Below are 20,076 nucleotides of genomic sequence, written 5' to 3'. Positions count from 1 at the left end.
GTCGAAGATGGAAGAAACCTTATTGAACGGACTGATTACCGGATCTTACAAGAGCTATACTGCCCTTTATGATAAGTGGGTATCGCCACTGTATCGTTTCGTCTATTCATTAGTAAAATCTGAAGAAATAGCCAAAGATATTGTGCAGGAAACTTTTATAAAGATCTGGACGAATCGTAGAAATATAAACGCTAACCTCTCTTTTAAGTCTTACATTTTTACGATTTCCTACCATCTGGTATTAAAAGAATTACAGCGTAAAATCAACCACCCACAAATGGAAGATTATATGGAATACTGTAATGACTTGTTGATAGCCGATTCAGTAACGGATAGGCAATGTTCATTCGACACCTTCCTCGCGGAATTAATAAAAGCAAAAACAAAGCTATCTCCCCGACAACGCCAAATATTCGAGATGAGCAAAGAGTATAACCTCTCTATAAGCGAAATAGCCCAAGAACTTTCACTCACCGATCAATCTGTCAGAAACCAACTGACCACCTCCTTGAAAATTATACGGAAAGAGCTCAAAAACTATTCCTACCTACTCGTTCTTTTAGCCATATTGAGATAAAATGGCTTAAACATGTTGTATAACACATCTTTTGATATGGTATAAATCTTGGCTTTGTATCTATTATATAAAAAGCCAAGATCATGACTGAACATATATTTAAAGATATAAAAGAAATACTTCATCGTTATGCCTCGAATAAAGCTACGGTAAAAGAGCTTCGAGAATTAAAAGAAGCTGTAAACCGGGGAGATGATGAAAGCTTAAAACCCATATTGGAAGAAGAATGGGAGCAGTGGCAAACATGTACCCCTCTATCTATCTCAGAAAAAGATTTTCTATTTCAAAAGATCAAGAAACAAACCCAACCTCACCCCATGCTCAACAGGCAAAGATACGGGCTTCGGTTTGCAGCCTCAATCATTATTATATTATTGACAAGTATTTCTGTTTATCTGTATACGAGTAATTTGAAAATGACTCAGTTGGGAGAACAAAGTGTAATAGTCAAGGTAGGACACGGAGAACGAGTCTCGATGACTTTACCCGATGGCACTAAGGTCAGGTTAAATTCAGAGTCGGAACTCTCCTATCAACAAAACTTTGGACTAACCGATCGGCAGGTCACTTTGACAGGAGAAGGTTTTTTCGATGTGAGCAAAAGCGAAAAAAAGAAATTTATAGTACATACACGCTTTCTCAATATTGAAGTATTAGGAACAGCCTTTAATGTATATACTTATGAGAAAGCAGATTCTGCCGAAATGGCTTTAGTCAGGGGAAGCGTATTGGTGACGGCTGTCAATGCACCACACCAAAAATTCTATGTAAACCCTAACGAAAAGGTTGTTTATGACAAGAAAACAGGTAATATACGGATTGAAGCCTCTTGCAATCAAGTGGAGACAGCTTGGATGAGCAATGAGCTCGTGTTCCGTTCGGCTCTTTTAAAAGACGTCTTTAATCGTGTTGGACGAAAGTATGGCATTATATTTAACATAGATGACAGGATTCCGATGAACGACCGCTATACAGGAATCTTTGATGAAGGAAACATCAGTGATGTTATGAATATTTTAAAGAAGAATTTCAAGTTTGATTATCGAATGAAAGAAGACACCATTTGGGTCAATTATCCACCCAAATAAAATCGCTCATAAATTATTAACCTTAAAAAAAAGAAAAAGATGGCAGACACATGACAAAAAAAGGAAGGACCGGAAAATATTGCGGATTCTCCAGTCCTAGAGTCGACTTTAGTCGATAAGTTATAAATCGGTTGGAAACACATAGTGACAACTTACCTAAAATCAACTTATAATTTAATATTATGAATTTTAAATGTAATATTTATACTCATACGATGGGTAAAGATAGGAAATTAAGCACACAATTGCATGGCTTAATCCTACTTTTTTTTCTACTATTTTCTCATACATTGTATGCACAGGATGCTAAAGTGAATATCTCATTGAAAGAGGCTTCTATTAAAAAGCTTTTTATAACGATAGAACAGCAAACCAAGTATCGGTTTTCTTACAGAGATGCCGATTTGGAGGGTAAAGAAAATCTATCTATCTCTGCAAAAAACGAAACTGTAAGCCAGCTACTCCAAGGCGTATTGCCTGCTCAAAAGTTACAATATAGTTTGAGTGGAAATAAAATCGTGATCACTCCTATCCAGCAACAAGCAGATAAAGGCGGGAAAATAATCAACGTTTCGGGAATTGTAAAAGACAGCAACGGAGAACCCATGATTGGCGTAACGGTAGCGGTAGCCGGCACAAGCGGCTTGGGCACAATAACGGGTATCGATGGAAGCTTCACGCTAAATCAAGTACCTGAGAATAGCAATATCTTGGTTTCATACATCGGTTACAAAACACAGGAATTACCGGCCAAAGGTAGTCAAAGTAAAATAATTGTGATGCGTGAAGATACCGAGCTGCTGGACGAAGTTGTTGTTATCGGCTATGGAGTACAAAAAAAGGCCGACCTGACGGGCTCGGTAGCCAACATCAATGCCGAAAAGCTCAATACACAAAGCAATGCTAATATCGGACAGGCTTTGCAAGGAAAAATAGCCGGTGTGGATATCGTATCGCAGGGAGGTAACCCCGGAAGTGGATCGCGTATCATGGTACGAGGCATCGGTACATTGAATAATGCCTCGCCGCTTTATATTGTCGATGGAATGTATATGAGCAGCATTGACAATATAAACCCGAATGACATTGCGAGCATTGATGTATTGAAAGATGCTTCTTCGGCAGCTATCTACGGTTCCAGAGCAGCCAATGGCGTCGTTATTATCACAACCAAAGAGGGGAGTAATACAGATGGTAAGCCGATTGTCGACCTTTCGGTAAACATCGGAGTATCGACACCCAGCAAATATCTCGACATGCTGGATGCAAAAGGATGGGCGGAGGTAACCACCATAGCTCGTCAAGCAATCGGAAAACCAATACTGGAAATGGCAACAGATCTAGCCAATAAACCCGATAATGACTGGCAAAAAGAATTGTTCCGACCGGCATTGATGCAAAACTACAATCTGTCTATTAAAGGAGGAGGTAAATACTCGACCTACTATACAGGGCTTGGATACTTCAACCAGGATGGTACGGTAAAAGGAACCAACTATCAGCGATACAACATACAATCTAAAAATGATTTTAAAAAAGGAATATTCTCGGCCGGAATGAACCTGATCCTCTCTTTCAACCATGATAAACCACTTCATGAAGAATCTCGCGGAGGAATGATCGGAACTATTTTGCAAAATGTCCCTACCTTGGAGAAGTATGATGCAAATCGCGTGGGTGGCTATGGTGGCACGTATGGCGACGTAACTAACTTACCTCATCCACTGGCTATCATTGATTCTAATATCATGAATCGATATAATGAAAACGTAAAGATGTTTGCCAATCTGTATGCCCAGTTGGAGCTTTATAAAGGATTGAAATACAAATTAAACGTAACACCCGACTTTACCTTCAGCCGATACAAAAACTTCACTAACAAGTTTGATTTCGGGTTGAACACAAACACGACCACCCAATCGACCGAACGCCAACGAAGATGGCGCAATATACTTGTTGAAAATTTATTGACGTATGATCAAACATTTGGTAATCACAAAATATCTGTATTGGCGGGATATACGTATCAAGACGGGAATTATCGACACCTACAAGCCTATGGAGAAAAGCTACCCGACGGACTGGAGGAAATCGATTCGTCAACAACCAACCGTAGCAACGAGGGTAACTCGTCGCGTAGTGTACTGACCTCTATTCTGGGGCGTGTATTCTACTCCTATAAAAGCAAATACCTGTTCACAGCAACTATTCGTAGAGACGGCTCTTCCAAATTCGGAAGTAATAACTTATATGGGTATTTCCCCTCCTTCTCTGTTGGATGGAACCTGGCAGAAGAGGATTTTATGAAAAAACTCGGATGGTTCGACCAATTGAAAGTACGAGGCGGATATGGTGTACTTGGAAATCAGGAAATTGATAATTATCAATATACTTCTACCATTACTACCGGAATCAATTATCCGGATGGAAAAGGGGGAATCATTCAAGGAGCTTTTCCCAAAGATTTTGCCAACCCCGATATCAAATGGGAAGAAACAGCCATGACAAACATTGGTATTGACATTATTGCACTAAATAATCGCTTAAGCTTTACTGCCGATTGGTATAGAAAAGAGACCAAAGACATCCTGCTTACCGTACCCATCCCTATATCATCGGGAGGTGCTAATGACCCTATACGCAATGCCGGACAAATTCGCAATACGGGTGTTGAGTTCAATATAGGCTGGAATGAACGAGTAGGCCATTCACTCTCGTATGGTATCAACTTACTTGGTAGCTACAACGCCAATAAGGTGATAGCCATGGGTACTCTGACGGGCGCTATTAAAGGCGGTAGCACCAACCAAAACATCACTACGAGCAAAACAATGGCAGGATATCCTATCGGTTCGTTCTGGTTGATACCTACCGATGGATATTTCAACAGTGATGCCGAGGTAGAAGCACATGCCAAAAACGGCACGAAAATACAACCCAGTGCCAAGCCGGGAGACATCCGATTTAAAGATACCAACAACGATGGCACCATCAACGATGACGACAGAATTTATCAGGGAAGTCCATTTCCGGATTTCAACTTATCACTCAATGGGAACCTGACCTGGAAGAATCTAGACGTATCTATCGGGCTGCAAGGTGTGTTTGGAAATAAGATTTATAATGCAACACGCCAAACACTGGAGGATGTAACCAAAGGAACCAATTTTCTTGCATCGACCCTGGATTACTGGACACCCCAAAACTTAAATGCCTCACACCCTCGTTTGACGTGGGATGACCCTAATCGCAATACACGTGCAGAATCCGACCGTTATTTAGAAAATGGATCTTACTTACGTTTGCGTAGTTTGCAGGTAGGATACACGCTACCCAATAAGTGGTTTAACGGATATCTTCAACATGCGCGGATATACGCTAATGCCGAAAACTTATTTACCATATCAGGGTATTCCGGATACTCACCGGATGTCAACACCGACAATGCTACCGCTCGCGGATTCGACAATTTTATCTATCCCAACAACCGGGTGTATATGATAGGACTTAATGTAACATTCTAAATAAGCAACAACTGTATGAAAACATATCCTTAAATCCGCAGTCATATTATTTTCAGAGAATCCAAACACTTGAGGATGAATAACATCCTCAAGGTTTGGTTATGTCACAAGATTCACCTAAATTAGTGCTACCAAACAAACCATAAAGGTACTTGTGCATATGACAACAAAAATAGCCATAAAATCAGATAATATCACTCCTTTTGGGGGTATATTTTACGCAATGGATGAATTTTCTCGTTTAGGACTGAATTCCGTGATCGATAAATCTTTAGGATTACGTTCTTCCTACGCCGGTTACCAATATAGCGAAATTATTTCGAGCCTATTTTGGATCTACTATTGCGGCGGTGACCACATCGAAGATATCGGCAAACACCTTGGCAAACATCTTGAATTACGCCCGGATACTGAAATCCCCAGTCCGGATACTTTATTGAGAGGCATAAAAGAACTCGCAGAATTGGATATCCACTATACTTCCCAAAAAGGAGCAAGCTATGCTTTCAATAAGGCGGAACAGCTTAATAGTTTGATGCTCGATATGCTCCTTCAAACAGAACAACTCAAGCCAAACACGCTTTATAACTTGGACTTCGACCACCAGTTTATTCCCACAGAAAAGTATGACACTCAGTATTCTTACAAGAAAAAACGTGGTTATTTCCCCGGCACGGCAACTATTGGTGGTAACATTGTTGGTGTGGAAAATCGGGCCGCAAACGCAAATGTCCGTTTTCGTCAAGCGGATACGCTCCAACGGACTTTTCGTCGTTTGGCCGATAGGGGAATATTCATAGACCGTTGCCGGATGGACTGTGGTTCTTATTCGGAAGAGATTATCCGTATGACACATGGCTACTGCAACAAGTTCTACATACGAGCCGGCAAATGTCAGTCTCTGTATGAAGAAATGACGAAAATCACAGATTGGAAAAAAGAAGAAATCAACTTCGAGAATTATGAAGTGACCTCCATACCTTTTACTTCCTTTTTGCAAGAAGAAAACTACCGACTTGTTATTCAAAGGCAAAAGCGTAAGGACAACCAATTGGACCTATTTGATGGTGAATACACCTATCGGTGCATCTTAACCAATGACCATGAAAGTTCTGAAAAAGACATTGTACTCTTCTACAATGCTCGTGGAGCCTGTGAAAGAACATTCGACATGATGAATAACGATTTCGGGTGGAGTCATCTTCCCTGTTCATTCCTCAAAGAGAATACAGTATTCCTGCTACTTACAGCCATGGCTAAAAACTTTTATGCTTACCTTATTGAGAAGGTTGCAGCCGTGTTTGAAGATATTGAACCGGTAAGCCGAGTCAAACGATTTATCTTTCGATTCATTACAGTTCCTGCGAAATGGGTAAAGACAGGCAGACAATGGGTACTCAATATTTATTCCGACAAACCATACAAGTTGCTTTGGAGTCCGTAAAAACAACTTTTCGTGGGATTACTTATGCCTTCAGCTAACTGGGGAAAGGGGAAGCTATGCCCTATAACCTGAAATCAAGGAGAAAAGCAGGGGGAAAAGCTACGAGTAGGAACTATTAGGTGAATTAAATCGCTATTTGAATCAGTTATAAATTAGCTGCGGATTTGAGGCATATATAAAAATAGCTTTATCCGTTTTAGTCATCAGTTCTCTTTTCACTTCTTGTGAAGACCTGCTAACTCAAACCAACCCCAACAAAGCAACCGAAGATACGTTCTGGAAAAATGAAGCCGATTTCAATTTAGCACTTACCTCGTGCTACACACCTTTGAAAAATGCACTAAACGGTGGCTATTATGGCACACGTGGTGTAATGCTACGTATTTCGCGTGCAGACGAAGTCGATTTCAGAAATGACATCTCAGATATCTATACGACGAATCGTTTCACAAACAGCACTTCCAACTCGTTGACACAAGGTATGTTTTATCAATTCTACAATGCCTTGTATCGTACCAATTCCATCATGCAGAAGTTGGAGGAAAAAGGAGGGCAATTCTCGACTGAGTTTCAAAATGCAGTCAAAGGTGAATGCTTGTTTATTCGTGGATTTTATCTCTTTCAGCTAGCCAAAGAGTTTAAAGATGCACCATTAAAACTTACTGCCTCACAATCGCCCGCTACTTTTCCATTAGCAAAATCATCTCAAGCAGAGATTTGGGCACAAGCAAAAAAAGACCTGGAAACAGCAGCTAGTCTACTTCCGATTTCCAATGTAGTAGGTAAGCCGACACAAGGAGCCGCATTCGCTGCCCTTGGTAAGATTTATCTTTATGAAGAAAACTGGCAAAAAGCAATTGACATCTTGCTGCCGCTGACCAAAGCACCCTATACCTATAAGTTGGTTGATTTTGATTGGAACTTTGACGATATCCATGAGAATAATGCCGAAAGTATATTCGAACTGCTCATCGAAGACGTAGGAGGTACCGATTTATGGGGAAATGGAGAAAACATAAATTCGACTCAGTCCAATACACGGCCTAAAGAATATGCAGCTGCCGAAGTAGGTGGTTGGTACGAAGCAAATCCAACACAGCAAATGATGAATATCTTCCTGAAAGAAAAAGATAAAACGGGCAACTTCGACTACAGAGCAAGATGTTCGGTAGCTTGGGACTATGACGGTTGCACGTACTATCAAAAGCCTTTCCGTAAAGTTTTCGCACAAGACAAATGGAATACGTATTGGATATTAAAATATCAGAATTGGAAAACACGTAGTGATGAGCCCTCTCCTCCCAAATCGTTTATCAATGAGCGCGCGATCCGGTATGCTGAAGTAATCTTACAATTAGCCGAAGCCAATTTAAATATAAATAAACTGGATGAAGCCATCGGTTACCTGAACCAGATTCGTCAACGAGCCAACCTCAACGATTATAGCGGTGCCAAAACCAAAGAAGGTATATTTGCCGATTTAGTGCACCAACGTGCCATCGAATTCTTTGTAGAGGGCGAACGCTTTTATGACTTGCGGCGATGGGGCTTATTGAAATCAACCCTGGAAACATGCGACGAGGTACGGTATAAAAATTATATGGGTGGAGAGAAGGGAAGCTTTAATAAATTCAATTATTACCCCATTCCCACCAAAGAGATAGACAACAACCCGCTTTGCACACCAAGCGAGGGTTGGTAATTGAAACTTTAACAGGAAGTAAAAACACGTTAAACTCAGGGCTGATTGTTTCAAGGCAAACAGTCAGCCCTACTTAAATTAAACCCATGAAACATTGTTTATTCATCTGCTTTTTGTTTGTATCAGTCACATGCTTTGCTCAGAAATTAGAGAAGACTTATCGACTCATTCCGCAGCCACAGTCCATAAAGGAGCTGCCCGGGAAAGGAATCCACTCTGATGAATTAAGCTATATTCGACTTGGAGAAGGGGTTTCCATGCCAACTCTTATGAAAGGTTGGATAAGTATGCTGCCGCAATCTCCCCGATCAGGTAAATCCATTTACTTGGCATTAAGCAAAACACAAGTTCCTGAATCGCCAGAAGGATATACACTTGAAGTGAGTGCAAAAGGTGTTGTCATTTTGGCTAAAACTCCGGCAGGTCTGTTTTATGGATGTCAAACGTTGGAACAATTGATGGAAGATAGTCATGACTTTCATCAACCGATTCCGTTTATGAAAATAACCGACTATCCGGCTATTCCTTATCGTGCTGTACATTTCGACACAAAACATCATTTAGATCGCATCGAATATTATTATAAAGAGATCGATAAACTGGCCTATTATAAAGTAAATGCCATTATCTGGGAAATTGAAGATAAGCTGAGATATACCCGCCGCCCCGAAGTAGCTGCTCCCAATGCTATCAGTAAACAAGAAATGCAGGCTATCTGTCGTTATGCGCAAGAGAGAAACATAGAGATCAGCCCATTGGTACAGGGGTTGGGGCATGCCGGTTTCATTCTGAAACACCATTGGGAACTAAGAGAAAATCCGCATAGCGACTGGGAGTTCTGTCCATCCGATCCACGCACGTACGAACTACAGTTCGATCTTTATCAAGATGCGATCGAAGCAATGCCCTATGGAAAATACCTACACATAGGAGGAGACGAAATAACAGCGATCGGTATAGACGAACGGTGCAAAAAAACAGGAAAGAGTCCTTTCGAGTTACAAATGATTTGGCTGCAAAAAGTGTGTAATTATGCTACTGAACAAGGGAGGATACCTATTTTCTGGGACGATATGCCACTCAAGTTTGGAGGAATTTGGGAAGTAATACAAAGTGATAAGAGCGGTCGGGAGCTGGAACTCGCTTGGAATACAACGAAGCTGGATGAGGCGATCCGTTTGTTTCCCAAAGAGTGTATCTATATGCGCTGGAACTACCAGGATGCCACAAAGCCGGCTCATCAACGTCTTTTGAAGTGGTATCATGAGAAGGGTTTAAAAGTGATGGGAGCCACAGCAGCGGCTTTTGGCGGTTCTCCTTTTTTGCCCCGCAACCATTCCATGGCGGGATACATCAAAGGGTTCAGCCAGTTGGTAGCCGATCATCAATTAAGCGGCATACTGGCTACGGCGTGGGACGATGGTTCACCACACCCCGAAACAGTATGGCGTGGCTACATTGCTCAAGGTGAGTTTGGGTGGAACCCATCGGCACGAAGTATAGAGGCATTCAAACAAGCCCATGCACAGCGAGAGTATGGGTTCGGGCATAAAGAGCAACGGATGAATTTTCTGGACGAATTGGAACAAGCGGCTTATTTTTTCGATAGCGCATTGGTTACCTCGGGACGCCGAAACCCTGCTTGGGGAACCACTCAATTTACACTGATCACCCTACCCGACAAATCGAAACCGGGAGCATGGAGTAAGACCTATCAAGATAAAATAACACAAGCAAAAAACGAAGAGAAGCGATATACATTCATTGCTCAATCCATTCGGACAGCCAAAGAGAATGCACTTCGTAATCGCTACACACTGGATGTATACGAACAAACCAGTTACTTACTGCATTACCCCACCCGCTTGCTGCTGGCACTTCATGCTTACGATACAGCTTCCGGAGAAGAGAGCCGGAAAGATGCATTAGAGTATATTGCCCAAACATGTGATTACTTCGAAACAATGAGACAAGAGTTGGAAAGCGTTTACTCACAAACTCGATTCATGGAAAACCCGGAAGGGTATTTGGCCGACTCCAATCATCATAACCATCTGGCTGCCAAAACAAATAGTAGTGACTGGCTATATTTATACGAAATCCCGATGGTGAGAAATATCAAGGCATGGATAAAGCAGTTAACAAATGAATAACTAATATTACCCCAAGGTATGAAAAGAAAAACAATTTATCTCTTACTCAGTCTTTTACTTCCAGTATGCTCACAAGCCTATGAACCCGAGTTTTCTACTGCGGGATTCTTTCGTGTAGAAAACTCGGGACGTGAGGTATTCTCCATGAATCCGGCTTGGCGCTTCTCTAAAGGAGCACACCCGGGAGCGGAAACAGTTGGTTACAACGACCGCGAATGGGCAGTAGTATCGCTGCCCAATGGTATAGAATATTTGCCCACCGAAGCCAGTGGATGCATCAATTATCAAGGACAAGTATGGTACCGCAAACATTTTACTCTCAATGAGAATCTGAAGGGTAAGAAACTCTTCCTGCATTTTGAGGCCATCATGGGTAAAAGTAAAATTTATATCAACGGACAACTACAAAAAGAACATTTTGGTGGATATCTCCCCATTGTCATTGATGTAACCGACAGTATGCATTGGGGAGAAGAAAATGTGATTGCCGTATGGGCCGATAATAGCGATGATCCGGCCTACCCTCCCGGAAAGCCACAACAGTCACTCGATTTCACTTACTTCGGAGGAATCTATCGCGACTGTTGGCTGATTGCTCACAACTCCGTCTATATCACCGATCCTAATTACGAAAATGAAATAGCCGGAGGAGGGATTTTTGTTGCATTTGATAAAGTGTCGGATACTTCGGCACAAGTTTTATTGAATACTCACATACGCAATACCGACAAAAGAGCCTTTCAGGGAACAGTAGAATATGACCTTAGACAAACAGACGGCAAACAAATAGCGCACCTGAACAATCAAATCGTAGTTAAACCTGGTAAAGCCATCCGGACAAATAGTAAAATCGTAGTCAACCAACCGCTATTGTGGAGTCCCGAATCGCCAACATTATACAATTTGATCGTTCGTATACGAGACAAAAGCGGAACAGTAGTCGACGGCTATAGGCGCCGCATAGGTATCCGGAGCATTGAGTTTAAAGGTGCTGATGGATTTTGGCTCAATGGCAAACCTTATGACTCACCGCTTATCGGTGCGAACCGGCATCAAGACTTTGCCATCGTGGGCAATGCTGTACCTAATAGTATTCATTGGCGCGATGCTAAGAAACTGAGAGATGTCGGTATGAAAGTAATTCGTAACGCCCATTGTCCGCAAGATCCGGCATTCATGGATGCTTGCGATGAACTGGGCTTATTTGTAATAGTTAACACGCCCGGCTGGCAGTTCTGGAACGATGCTCCCGAATTTGCTCAACGAGTATACAACGATATACGAAATCTAGTGCGCCGGGATCGCAACCATCCTTCTGTCTGGATGTGGGAACCTATTCTGAACGAAACCTGGTATCCGGCCGATTTCGCTCGCAATGCAAAAGAGATAGTCGAAGCAGAATATCCTTATGCCTATTGCTATAGCGGATGCGATAGCGAAGCAAAAGGAAAAGAGCACTTTCAGGTACTCTTCACACACCCACTCAATGGGGGAGGAGGCGCTTATTCGACAAAGAATATAAAAAAGGAACTGACCTACTTCACTCGTGAATGGGGTGACAATGTCGACGACTGGAGTTCACATAACTCTCCAAGCAGAGTTGCCCGTAACTGGGGAGAGCAGGCTATGTTAATACAGGCTCAGCACTATGCTTGCCCGCCCTATCAGTACACGAGCTACGATGCTCTATACCGAACACCTCGTCAGCATATAGGCGGTTGCCTTTGGCACTCGTTCGATCATCAGCGCGGATATCACCCCGACCCTTTCTATGGTGGGGTTATGGACGTATTTCGTCAACCGAAATACTCCTATTATATGTTCATGTCGCAACGTTCGCCCGAAAAGCAGGAGCGGTTGTTCGAGACAGGCTCTATGGTGCATATTGCGCATGAAATGACCCCATTTTCTTCGAACGATGTTACGGTATATTCCAACTGCGAAGAAGTGAACCTCACATTTATCAAAGGAGGGCAAACACAAACATATACGCGAAAGAAGGAAAAGGAGGGTATGCCAAGCCCTATCATTACTTTTAAAGATGCCTACCACTTCATGGACGACAAAGCTCTTTCCCGAAAAGGCAAGCAGGAGGACGTATACCTACTCGCAGAAGGGCGAATAAATGGAAAAGTCGTTGCTTCACACAAGGTAGCTCCCGCAAGACGCCCTGAACAACTATTGCTATGGATAGATAATGAGGGAACAGAACTACAAGCTACAGGATCAGATTTTGTAACCGTAATAGCAGCAGTAGCTGATAAAAATGGCCATATTAAACGCCTAAACAACTACGCCATTCGCTTCAGCATTGCAGGAGAAGGACACATTCTAGGTGGGGCTGATGTATTTGCCAACCCCTCGCCCATCCGCTGGGGAACAGCACCTGTACTCGTTCAATCTACGTTAAATCCAGGGAAAATTACCCTTACCGCGAGTGTCTTATTTGAAGGATCACAAATGCCGGTTAGTGCCACCTTGGAACTGGAAAGTAAGCCTAGCAGGCTACCACTTATTTACAGCTATTCCGAGGCAGATGTTCAGTCTAAAACAGCCAACTTAAATAGCTTGATGGGATCGAGCGTGAGATCAGATAAAGAACTGGAAAAAGAGCGAAAAGAAAAAGAGGAGAATATACGAAAATTAAAAGAAGTTGAACGTCAACAAGAAGAGTTCGGCGAAAAGTAATAAATAGAAACTCTTGCATGCCAACCGAGATTTACCTCTTGAGCGGCATGCAGGCTCTTTCTCTTTAGTTTCCAAACAGCCAACGGTTCAACCAACGGTTTATATACACATTAGCCACTGCACAACCGGCACCGATGGCAGCACCCGCCATCACATCCGATGGGTAATGCACCCCCTCATTCATACGCGAGAAGCCCACCGAACAAGCCCAAACTGCCGATGGAGCGATCACGTACCACTTCGGATATTTTATACTGAGCGAGGTAGCCAACGAGAAAGCTGCTGCCGTATGTCCGGAGGGAAAAGAGGGACTGGACTCCGTACTATACGCGTGCACCCGGTCGGGATAGCGATCATAGGGACGTTCGCGATTGATCAGATGCTTCATGCCATAGGTCAGCACAACCGCTTCGGCCACACTGGTACCAATGTAAAGGGCATCCTGCAACAATGCCTTGTCTTTACTAAAACCGGCATAGGCCGCCATGACCACCGGCACACCAACCGAAATATAAGGAGCCGATCGGGAAAGGGCTTTGCTATAGTTGCGAACAAAACGCCCGTCCATACTATTTACTTTATGCAATGTATTTATGTCCCAATTCTGGCCAAAAGCACCCGTAGTGAGCAATATAGAAAAACAAATTACAATCAATCTTCTCATCTTTATATCAATTAGTCAATGCAAAGATAACTCAAAAATGCCGTTTTTTTTAAAGAAAAAATATATCTTTGTGCTCATGATGATAATTTACACAGTTTTAACCCATGAGCAGAGAATCACACAATAAACGATTAACCGATTGTTCAACATGCCCGAAAGCTTCTGAGGGGGTGCTTATTCACCGGAGATTTTCGAAAGGACAGCATTTCCCTGCAGACAAATGCATACAAAACTGTATGATCTTCGTTCTTTCGGGCGAACTACTGATTAATAGCAAAGAATACCCCGGCACTACCCTGCGTACCGGGCAATTCATCCTTCAGGCTATTGGATCAAAAATCGAATTATTAACTCTTACAGACACTGATTATATCATTTATTGGTTCAGTGAGCTACCTCGTATATGCGAAGACCGCTATCAGGTAATAATGCAAAATACAGAAGCTCCCTCTACCTATACACCGCTCACCATGATTCCACGACTGGCACGGCTGATGAACGACTTAACCGAAGATCTTAATCAAGAAAGTTGCTGCGGCCCCTACATCGAGCTGAAATGTCAAGAACTGGTTTATCTACTTATCTCCTATTATCCCCTACCACAATTGAGTGCACTCTTTCACTCTATCAGCACGTACACAGAAAGCTTTCATTACTTTGTCATGCAGAATTATGACAAAGTAAAAAATGTGGAAGAATTTGCACACTTGGGCGGATACACCACTCCTACTTTTCGCCGTTTGTTTAAAAATATGTATGGGGTACCTGTGTACGAATGGATTTTAGACAAAAAGCGGGAAGGTATTCTTTCGGATCTGCAATGTGGCAAGGAGCGTATTACCGAAATCAGCAGTCGTTATGGCTTTGATTCCCTGTCTCATTTCGCTCATTTTTGCAAATCTTCGTTTGGCGATTCGCCACGTGCACTCCGCAACAAAGTATCCAAAGGGAATATAATAAGTAAAAGATAGTTATACCGTTTTATTTTGCTTGCAATAAGAGACCCAATGCTCGTGTTATTGCCCCATTGGGGAGGACTATATTGACATATTGATACCTCACCCAAGGCTTATATTAAGGAATTATTTCTTTAATCGCTTGCTTAATCAACGGATTTCCCCTATTTTTGCACAACAGTAGAAATACATGCAAAAAGAATTTATAGTTTTAACAATTAAATAATTTAAAATCAATCATTTATGTGGTTAAGTAATTCATCTGTAGGAAGGAAAGTGGTGATGAGCGTTACAGGTATCGCTCTTATCCTTTTTCTAACGTTTCACATGGCGATGAACCTTGTTGCGATTGTCTCACCAGAGGGATACAACTTGGTTTGTGAGTTCCTGGGAGCTAATTGGTATGCCCTTGTTGCTACTGCCGGATTGGCTTTCCTTGTTGTTGTTCATATTGTTTACGCTTTTTGGCTGACAATGCAGAACAGAAAAGCACGTGGTAACGAACGCTATGCCGTTGTAGAAAAGCCTAAAGGCGTAGAGTGGGCTTCACAAAATATGCTGGTACTGGGTATCATCGTATTGGTAGGTATGGGCCTTCACCTGTTCAACTTCTGGTACAACATGCAGTGGCCGGAAATCCTACACAAATTGGGCTGTACGGCAGTTGACACTACGTACGTAGCCGATGGTATTTATCACATTGAAAACACTTTCAGTAATCCGGTTTATTCGGTACTTTACCTTATCTGGCTAGCTGCTCTTTGGTTCCACCTGACTCATGGTTTTTGGAGTTCATTACAAACGTTGGGCTGGAATAACAAGATTTGGTTCGAACGTTGGAAATGTATTTCTAACATTTACACAACCATCGTGATCCTGGGTTTTGCACTTGTAGTGGTCGTGTACTTTGCAAAAAGTGCTTGCAGTGCTTGCTAATATAGTAAATAGTAAATGATTAAATAGTAAATCAGATTATGACTAAGATAGATTCAAAAATTCCGGAAGGGCAATTAGCCGAAAAATGGAGTAACTATAAAGCTCATCAGAAACTTGTAAACCCTGCCAACAAACGTCGTCTCGACATCATCGTAGTGGGTACCGGACTGGCTGGTGCATCTGCTGCCGCTTCTCTAGGCGAAATGGGTTTCAGAGTATTCAATTTCTGTATTCAGGATTCTCCTCGCCGTGCGCACTCTATTGCAGCACAAGGAGGTATCAATGCAGCCAAGAATTACCAAAATGACGGTGACTCGGTTTACCGTCTTTTCTACGATACAATCAAAGGTGGTGACTACCGTGCCCGCGAATCAAACGTGTATCGTTTGGCCGAGGTATCAAATGCCATCATCGACCAATGTGTAGCTCAAGGAGTTCCCTTTGCACGCGATTACGGTGGCACACTCGATAACCGTTCATTCGGTGGTGCACAAGTATCACGTACGTTTTATGCCCGCGGACAAACCGGTCAGCAACTTCTATTGGGTGCTTACTCGGCATTGAGCCGTCAGGTACAACAAGGCACTGTGAAACTATTTACCCGCTACGAGATGCTCGACCTCGTTATGATCGAAGGCCGTGCACGTGGTATCATTGCCCGTAACTTGGTAACCGGTGGTATCGAACGTTTTGCAGCTCACGCCGTGGTAATCGGTACGGGTGGATACGGAAACGCATTCTTCCTGTCGACCAACGCAATGGGTTCTAACGGTTCGGCCCTGATTCAGTGCTACCGCAAAGGTGCTTATTTTGCAAACCCTTGTTTTGCACAAATCCACCCCACCTGCGTTCCTGTACACGGCGACAAGCAGTCTAAACTAACGTTGATGTCTGAGTCATTGCGTAACGATGGTCGTATCTGGGTTCCTAAACGTATCGAAGATGCCAAGGCTCTTCAGGCAGGTACCTTGAAACCAACAGAGATCCCCGACGATCAACGCGATTTCTACTTGGAACGTCGTTATCCGGCTTTCGGTAACCTGGTTCCTCGTGACGTAGCTTCACGTGCAGCCAAAGAGCGTTGCGATGCAGGCTTTGGTGTAAACAACACCGGTTTGGCCGTATTCCTCGACTTTAAATATGCCATCGAGCGTTTGGGCGAAGACGTAGTCCGTGCTCGCTACGGTAACCTTTTCGATATGTACGAAGAGATCACCGACGAGAACCCATACAAGACTCCGATGATGATCTTCCCCGCTATTCACTATACAATGGGTGGTATCTGGGTTGATTATGAGTTGATGACTTCGATCCCGGGTCTGTTCGCCATCGGCGAAGCCAACTTCTCTGACCACGGAGCCAACCGTCTGGGTGCTTCGGCATTGATGCAAGGTTTGGCCGACGGATACTTCGTATTGCCTTACACCATCCAGAACTACCTGGCCGATCAGATTCAGGTACCTCGTTTCTCTACCGACCTTCCCGAATTCGTGGCAGCAGAGAAAGAGATCACGACCAAGATCAACAAGATCAAAGCAGTGAACGGTAAGCATTCTGTTGACTCTATCCACAAGAAACTGGGTCATATCATGTGGGATTTCGTAGGTATGGCTCGTACCAAAGAATCGCTCGAGAAAGCATTGGTTGGTATTCAGGAAGTGAAGAAAGACTTCTGGACCAATGTTCGCATCCCCGGCGACGTAAACGACTTGAACGTAGAACTTGAGAAAGCACTTCGCTTAATCGACTTCATCGAAATCGGTATGTTGATGGCTCGCGACGGATTGAACCGCGAAGAATCGTGTGGCGGACACTTCCGTGAAGAGTATCAGACTCCGGAAGGCGAAGCATTGCGCGACGATAAAAACTTCTCGTACGTGGCTTGCTGGAAGTATACCGGCGAAGACACTGCTCCGGAATTGATCAAGGAAGACTTGAACTATGAATTTACTAAAGTTCAGACACGTAACTATAAAGCTTAAAACTCAGATGGACAAAAATATATCATTTACGCTAAAGGTATGGCGTCAGAGAGGCCCGAAAGCAAAAGGCAATTTTGAAACACACCAAATGAAAGATATCCCGGGCGACACCTCATTCCTCGAAATGTTGGATATCTTAAACGAACAAATCATCAACGACGGTGGTGAACCCATCGTATTCGACCATGACTGTCGCGAAGGTATTTGCGGTATGTGCTCACTTTACATCAACGGACATCCTCACGGCCCTGCCACGGGTGTAACGACTTGTCAAGTGTACGTACGTCGTTTCCAGGATGGCGATACCATCACGGTAGAGCCTTGGCGTTCGGCCGGTTTCCCGGTTATCCGCGACTTGATGGTTGACCGTTCGGCTTTTGATAAAATTATGCAATCGGGTGGTTACGTAAGTATCAACACCGGTGCTCCACAAGATGCTAACTCAATCCTCATTCCGAAGCCTGTGGCCGACGAAGCGATGGATGCTGCCGCCTGTGTAGGTTGTGGTGCTTGTGTAGCAGCTTGTAAAAATGGCTCTGCCATGCTTTTCGTTTCAGCTAAGGTAAGCCAGCTCAACCTTCTTCCGCAAGGAAAGATCGAAGCTAGCCGCCGTGCTAAAGCCATGCTTTCTAAAATGGACGAGCTGGGATTCGGTAACTGCACCAATACTCGCGCATGCGAGGCAGAGTGTCCGAAGAACATTTCAATCAGCAACATTGCTCGTCTGAACCGCGATTTCATTATCGCAAAACTGAAAGACTAAGTGCTTGATTTTTGATTAATAGCAGGAGAATCCTCCATCGAGTAGTCGGTGGAGGATTTTTTTATTAAGAAAGGTCGTTTACAGCAGGCGATACATACCACCGGCCAACACCCGTATAAGCCCTTTCATCTCGAGTTCGAATAAAAGTGCATTCATCCGATGTACAGGGATGTTGGTCGCTACGATCAATGCATTGATCTGCTGGTCGCCCTGCTCGGAGAGTATGCGGAGGATGTGTTGCTCTTCTGCCGACAGATCGGGAAAGAAAAGGTTGCGTTGTACAGGCTCGGCAGCAACCGGTTTCGAAGAGGAACTCCAACCCATGGCTTGTACAAAATCCTCAGCAGAAAGGAGCAGAGAGGCTTTGTTGTCGCGAATGAGCTGGTTGCAGCCGGTAGAATAGAGATCGCCCGTACGCCCGGGAAAGGCAAAGCAATCGCGGTGATAGCTACCGGCAATATCTGCTGTAATGAGCGAGCCACCCTTGGCAGCCGATTCGATCACAATCGTAGCATCGGCAAGGCCTGCCACAATACGGTTGCGGGCGATGAAGTTGTGCTTATCGGGGTTCGTCTCCGTGAGGAACTCGGTAAGCAGGCCACCTTGTTCGAGCATGTCGACGGCTGTATTACGGTGTACGGATGGGTAGATGCGGTCGAGTCCATGTGCCAACACTCCTACCGTGGGGAGGTGATTGACCAGAGACTCGCGGTGAGCGTGTATGTCGATGCCATAGGCCAGTCCGCTCACAACGAGCACATCGGGGCAGAGTGCCTTCAAGTCTCTCAGAAACGTGGCACAAAGCTCCTTGCCATAGTCGGTAGCGTGGCGCGTGCCTACCATATTGAGCACATGGGGCACATTGAAGCGGGCAGCTCCTTTGTAGAAGAGAACGATGGGTGCATCGTCGCAGTCGCGCAACCGTGAAGGATACGCTTCGTCGGCAAGCGTAAGGCAGCGAATCCGGTTCTTCTCCATAAACGCAACCTCCTGCTCAGCACGGGCAAAGGCTTGCGGACAGTCGAGAAGATCGGCCACCCGACGGCTCACTCCGGACAAGCGTTCGGGCAATTCGGTGCGCAGACGAAATACATCGGCTGCAGTGCCCATGCCATCAACCAGCTTTTTTGCCCACACTCGCCCGATGCCGGGCACTTGGGTGAGGGCAATGCTGCATACGCACTCGTCCGAAAGGTTCATTGCAAGTAGGGGGCAAAGAGGGTGTCGAACAGTTCGCTGTTGGCGAGTCGGCCGTTGACCACACAAACCGTTTCGACGGTAGCCTTCAGCACGGCTTTGTTGTCCGACTTGCGGAAGAGATCCTGATAGAAGACATACTTGATGCCTTCCTTCTTCATATAGAGCTTTGATACGCACTCGTCGCCGCTCTTCAACGGGGTCTTGAAGGCCATGTTGATGCGTGCCACAACGGGGTCGACCCCTTGCTCGTGCAGTTCGGCAAAGCTCACACCGACCGACAAGAGAAACTCGTGGCGCGTATGCTCCAGGTAGTGCTGGTAATTGGCATTGTTGACGATGCCTTGCAGGTCGCATTCATAATCGCGTACCTTGAGAGTGAGTTCGTAGATATAATCCATC

At 44.0% G+C, this 20,076-nt stretch carries 14 protein-coding genes; 11 read left to right on the top strand and 3 right to left on the bottom strand.

All coding sequences use genetic code 11. The features are described 5' to 3' along the window. Positions 1-7 precede the first annotated feature (7 nt). The 7 genes from TY03_RS00720 (at position 8) to TY03_RS00690 (ending at position 13,176) form a co-directional block, all read left to right on the top strand. Positions 8-577, top strand: coding sequence for an RNA polymerase sigma factor (locus tag TY03_RS00720; protein ID WP_042366444.1), 570 nt, complete (start codon positions 8-10; stop codon positions 575-577). Between the two features lie 83 nt (positions 578-660). Next, a complete protein-coding gene (locus TY03_RS00715; RefSeq protein WP_042366442.1) occupies positions 661-1,665 on the top strand; it encodes a FecR family protein in 1,005 nt (334 codons plus the stop codon). Between the two features lie 182 nt (positions 1,666-1,847). Beyond that, entirely contained in the window at positions 1,848-5,189 is a 3,342-nt protein-coding gene (locus TY03_RS00710; RefSeq protein WP_187373962.1) for a TonB-dependent receptor, read from the top strand. A 160-nt stretch (positions 5,190-5,349) separates the two neighbouring features. Then, a complete protein-coding gene (locus TY03_RS00705; protein ID WP_042366226.1) occupies positions 5,350-6,633 on the top strand; it encodes an IS1380 family transposase in 1,284 nt (427 codons plus the stop codon). 328 nt (positions 6,634-6,961) lie between these two features. After that, positions 6,962-8,335 carry a RagB/SusD family nutrient uptake outer membrane protein gene (locus tag TY03_RS00700; RefSeq protein WP_230201864.1) on the top strand — a complete coding sequence of 458 codons (1,374 nt, stop codon included), beginning with the start codon at positions 6,962-6,964 and terminating at the stop codon, positions 8,333-8,335. Between the two features lie 86 nt (positions 8,336-8,421). Next, positions 8,422-10,488: a family 20 glycosylhydrolase gene (locus tag TY03_RS00695; protein ID WP_042366436.1), complete on the top strand. Its 2,067-nt coding sequence runs from the start codon at positions 8,422-8,424 to the stop codon at positions 10,486-10,488. A gap of 18 nt (positions 10,489-10,506) precedes the next feature. Beyond that, the gene (locus tag TY03_RS00690; RefSeq protein ID WP_042366434.1) at positions 10,507-13,176 is read left to right on the top strand and encodes a glycoside hydrolase family 2 TIM barrel-domain containing protein; all 2,670 of its coding nucleotides are present in this window, start codon (positions 10,507-10,509) and stop codon (positions 13,174-13,176) included. 64 nt (positions 13,177-13,240) lie between these two features. Here the strand turns inward: TY03_RS00690 and TY03_RS00685 are convergent, their stop codons facing one another. After that, positions 13,241-13,840: a phosphatase PAP2 family protein gene (locus TY03_RS00685; protein WP_042366432.1), complete on the bottom strand. Its 600-nt coding sequence runs from the start codon at positions 13,838-13,840 to the stop codon at positions 13,241-13,243. Between the two features lie 104 nt (positions 13,841-13,944). Between TY03_RS00685 and TY03_RS00680 the strand changes: the two genes are divergently transcribed. From TY03_RS00680 to TY03_RS00665, 4 genes are all read left to right on the top strand, one after another. After that, positions 13,945-14,811, top strand: coding sequence for a helix-turn-helix domain-containing protein (locus TY03_RS00680; protein WP_042366430.1), 867 nt, complete (start codon positions 13,945-13,947; stop codon positions 14,809-14,811). Between the two features lie 228 nt (positions 14,812-15,039). Continuing rightward, positions 15,040-15,732 carry a fumarate reductase gene (locus TY03_RS00675; protein ID WP_042366428.1) on the top strand — a complete coding sequence of 231 codons (693 nt, stop codon included), beginning with the start codon at positions 15,040-15,042 and terminating at the stop codon, positions 15,730-15,732. 38 nt (positions 15,733-15,770) lie between these two features. Next, positions 15,771-17,714: a fumarate reductase/succinate dehydrogenase flavoprotein subunit gene (locus tag TY03_RS00670; protein WP_042366425.1), complete on the top strand. Its 1,944-nt coding sequence runs from the start codon at positions 15,771-15,773 to the stop codon at positions 17,712-17,714. 7 nt (positions 17,715-17,721) lie between these two features. After that, a complete protein-coding gene (locus TY03_RS00665; RefSeq protein WP_042367229.1) occupies positions 17,722-18,477 on the top strand; it encodes a succinate dehydrogenase/fumarate reductase iron-sulfur subunit in 756 nt (251 codons plus the stop codon). 78 nt (positions 18,478-18,555) lie between these two features. Here TY03_RS00665 and dprA read toward each other — a convergent pair whose 3' ends face one another. Together dprA and TY03_RS00655 are read right to left on the bottom strand one after the other, a co-directional pair. Then, positions 18,556-19,677 carry a DNA-processing protein DprA gene (gene dprA / locus TY03_RS00660; protein ID WP_042366423.1) on the bottom strand — a complete coding sequence of 374 codons (1,122 nt, stop codon included), beginning with the start codon at positions 19,675-19,677 and terminating at the stop codon, positions 18,556-18,558. Then, positions 19,674-20,075, bottom strand: a complete 402-nt coding sequence (locus TY03_RS00655; RefSeq protein ID WP_042366420.1) for an acyl-CoA thioesterase — start codon at positions 20,073-20,075, stop codon at positions 19,674-19,676. Before TY03_RS00655 ends, dprA begins: the two co-directional genes overlap by 4 nt. Position 20,076 lies beyond the last annotated feature (1 nt).

The sequence above is a fragment of the Bacteroides neonati genome (assembly GCF_000499785.1).
Classification (GTDB): domain Bacteria; phylum Bacteroidota; class Bacteroidia; order Bacteroidales; family Bacteroidaceae; genus Bacteroides; species Bacteroides neonati.
The sequence above is the reverse complement of the archived record's forward strand: the minus strand, read 5'-3'. Positions and strand labels throughout refer to the sequence as shown.

What these genes read in the sequence shown, in the direction of transcription:
- TY03_RS00720 (WP_042366444.1), top strand. Translation starts at nt 8, where the DNA reads ATGGAAGAAACCTTATTGAACGGACTGATTACCGGATCTTACAAGAGC.
- TY03_RS00715 (WP_042366442.1), top strand. Translation starts at nt 661, where the DNA reads ATGACTGAACATATATTTAAAGATATAAAAGAAATACTTCATCGTTAT.
- TY03_RS00710 (WP_187373962.1), top strand. Translation starts at nt 1,848, where the DNA reads ATGAATTTTAAATGTAATATTTATACTCATACGATGGGTAAAGATAGG.
- TY03_RS00705 (WP_042366226.1), top strand. Translation starts at nt 5,350, where the DNA reads ATGACAACAAAAATAGCCATAAAATCAGATAATATCACTCCTTTTGGG.
- TY03_RS00695 (WP_042366436.1), top strand. Translation starts at nt 8,422, where the DNA reads ATGAAACATTGTTTATTCATCTGCTTTTTGTTTGTATCAGTCACATGC.
- TY03_RS00690 (WP_042366434.1), top strand. Translation starts at nt 10,507, where the DNA reads ATGAAAAGAAAAACAATTTATCTCTTACTCAGTCTTTTACTTCCAGTA.
- TY03_RS00685 (WP_042366432.1), bottom strand. Translation starts at nt 13,840, where the DNA reads ATGAGAAGATTGATTGTAATTTGTTTTTCTATATTGCTCACTACGGGT.
- TY03_RS00680 (WP_042366430.1), top strand. Translation starts at nt 13,945, where the DNA reads ATGAGCAGAGAATCACACAATAAACGATTAACCGATTGTTCAACATGC.
- TY03_RS00675 (WP_042366428.1), top strand. Translation starts at nt 15,040, where the DNA reads ATGTGGTTAAGTAATTCATCTGTAGGAAGGAAAGTGGTGATGAGCGTT.
- TY03_RS00670 (WP_042366425.1), top strand. Translation starts at nt 15,771, where the DNA reads ATGACTAAGATAGATTCAAAAATTCCGGAAGGGCAATTAGCCGAAAAA.
- TY03_RS00665 (WP_042367229.1), top strand. Translation starts at nt 17,722, where the DNA reads ATGGACAAAAATATATCATTTACGCTAAAGGTATGGCGTCAGAGAGGC.
- dprA (WP_042366423.1), bottom strand. Translation starts at nt 19,677, where the DNA reads ATGAACCTTTCGGACGAGTGCGTATGCAGCATTGCCCTCACCCAAGTG.
- TY03_RS00655 (WP_042366420.1), bottom strand. Translation starts at nt 20,075, where the DNA reads ATGGATTATATCTACGAACTCACTCTCAAGGTACGCGATTATGAATGC.